Source organism: Sulfurimonas sp., from assembly GCF_027056685.1.
GTDB lineage: Bacteria > Campylobacterota > Campylobacteria > Campylobacterales > Sulfurimonadaceae > Sulfurimonas.
The window spans coordinates 1-1,992 of record NZ_JALUKE010000223.1 but is presented as its reverse complement, the minus strand read 5'-3'; the positions used below and the strand labels follow the sequence as shown (position 1 = coordinate 1,992).

The following is a 1,992-nucleotide window of genomic DNA, read 5'->3' as shown; positions in this document are numbered from 1 at the left end:
GGCGTTATAGCCAAAAAAGAGCAATTTTTATGGAGTGAGCTAAAAGAGTCAATAGATATGTCCATAAAATATTATGACTATTCAAAAGAGATAACATTTCTTTTTCCAGAAGATGATTTTATGCTAAACGCAGACAAAGATTTACTTGAAATGCTCTTCTCAAATCTTATTATAAACGCAATAGATGCCATTGAAGCTGATGATAATGATGATGGAATAATAGAGATAAAACATTTTTATCATGAAGCGAGACATATATTTCAAATATTTGATACAGGTGTTGCAATTGAGAACAAAGAGGAACTCTTTGAAGCTTTTAAAAGTAGCAAAATTAAGGGAAATGGACTTGGTCTTATACTCTCTCGTCAAATAGCACAAGCACATGATGGAAATGTGTTTTTATGTGAACAAGAGAATAAATGTTTTGAAATAGAGCTATGCATTTGAGTTAAATAGGAAGTTTATACATTCTATTATCTTATTTTTATTACAATAACTTTTTATTAAAGGAATACAATGAAAACACTCTTATCCTTTGTTGGATCAATGAAATCTATGGTGGTTTTGATGCTAATTTTTGCATTTGCCATTGGATATGCGACTATAGTTGAGAATGACTATGGAACGATGACCGCAAAAGCAGAAATTTATAATGCACAATGGTTTAATGTTCTTTTAGGGCTTTTAGCACTAAATCTTATTTATAATATTATACATTTTAAAATGTACACACTGAAAAAAGCTCCTATATTTATATTTCATGTTGCTTTTTTAGTTATTTTATTTGGTGCAGCAATTACCAGATATATGGGCTATGAGGGTATTATGCATATTAGAAATGGTATGATTGCTTCTTCTATGATGAGCTCAGATCCGTACTTTGATGTAGAAGCAAAAGTAGGTGACAAAGTAGTATCATATTCTAAAATTGCATATCTTTCTAAGCGTTTAAATAACGACTTAGAAGCTTCTTTGGATGTTGCAGGTAAAGATGTAGATGTCACACTCGAAAAATACATTCCAAATGCCATAACTTCAATAGTAGAAGACCCAAAAGGCTCTTCAATGTTAAGTCTAATGGTCACTGGTGGAGGAAGAGGAAAACCTGTTGCATTAGATAAAGGGAACTACTATAATGCTGGAAACTTTATTTTAGATTTTCAATCTGGTAAAACATTTAAGAAGCCTACAATATCTATATTTTTAAAAGAGAATAAGCTCTATATGAAACATAATATGACTCTCTCTTATATGAAAATGTCAGATAGATCAAAAGGTGAGTTAGCAGCAAGTAATAATGACCTTTTAAACAATAGAGTTCTTTATACAACAAAACTTGGTAGTTTTGTACTGCGTAAATATTTAGCACACGCTGTTAAAAAAGTCATAACAAACCCTAATGCGAAGTTAAGAGATTCTGGTCTTGGACTTTTGCGTTTTTCTGTAGATGTTGATGGAAAGAAAAAAAATGTAACTGCCTATTTTAGAAAAGGTTTGGAGGGCGAGGCTTCTCATGTAAATGTTAATGGTGTGGATGTTTATGTCTCTTTTGGTGCAAAGGAGATTCAGATCCCTTTCCAACTTAAGTTACTAAAATTTAAACTTGACAGATACCCAGGTTCTATGAGTCCAGCTTCTTATGCAAGTGAGGTGGAAGTTATTGATAAAGCAGATAATTTTCATGAAAAATATAGGATTTATATGAATCATATTTTAGAGTATAAACATTACAGATTTTTTCAATCTTCTTATGATATGGATGAAGGAGGAACCGTGTTGTCAGTAAATCATGATCCTGGGACAGTTCCAACATATATTGGGTATGCACTTTTAGCATTTGGACTTTTTTGGACACTTTTTTCAAGAAAACATAGATTTTCTCGTCTTTCAAAAAAAGCAAAAGATGCAGCAAAAGCGAAAGCTATTCCTGCTTTACTTGCTGTTGGAGTTTTACTTAGTGTAAATCCATCGGTACATGCAGATAGTTTAGAC

The 1,992-nt window shown here is 31.8% G+C and carries 2 protein-coding genes; both read left to right on the top strand.

Features of this window, described 5'->3' with window-relative positions; genetic code table 11:
• Positions 1-447, top strand: a 447-nt coding sequence (locus tag MVY38_RS09860; RefSeq protein ID WP_297485719.1) for an ATP-binding protein, incomplete at its 5' end; no start/stop codon positions are given.
• Between the two features lie 69 nt (positions 448-516).
• Positions 517-1,992 (top strand): cytochrome c biogenesis protein ResB (locus MVY38_RS09855; RefSeq protein WP_297485717.1); only part of this gene is annotated, 1,476 nt, incomplete at its 3' end.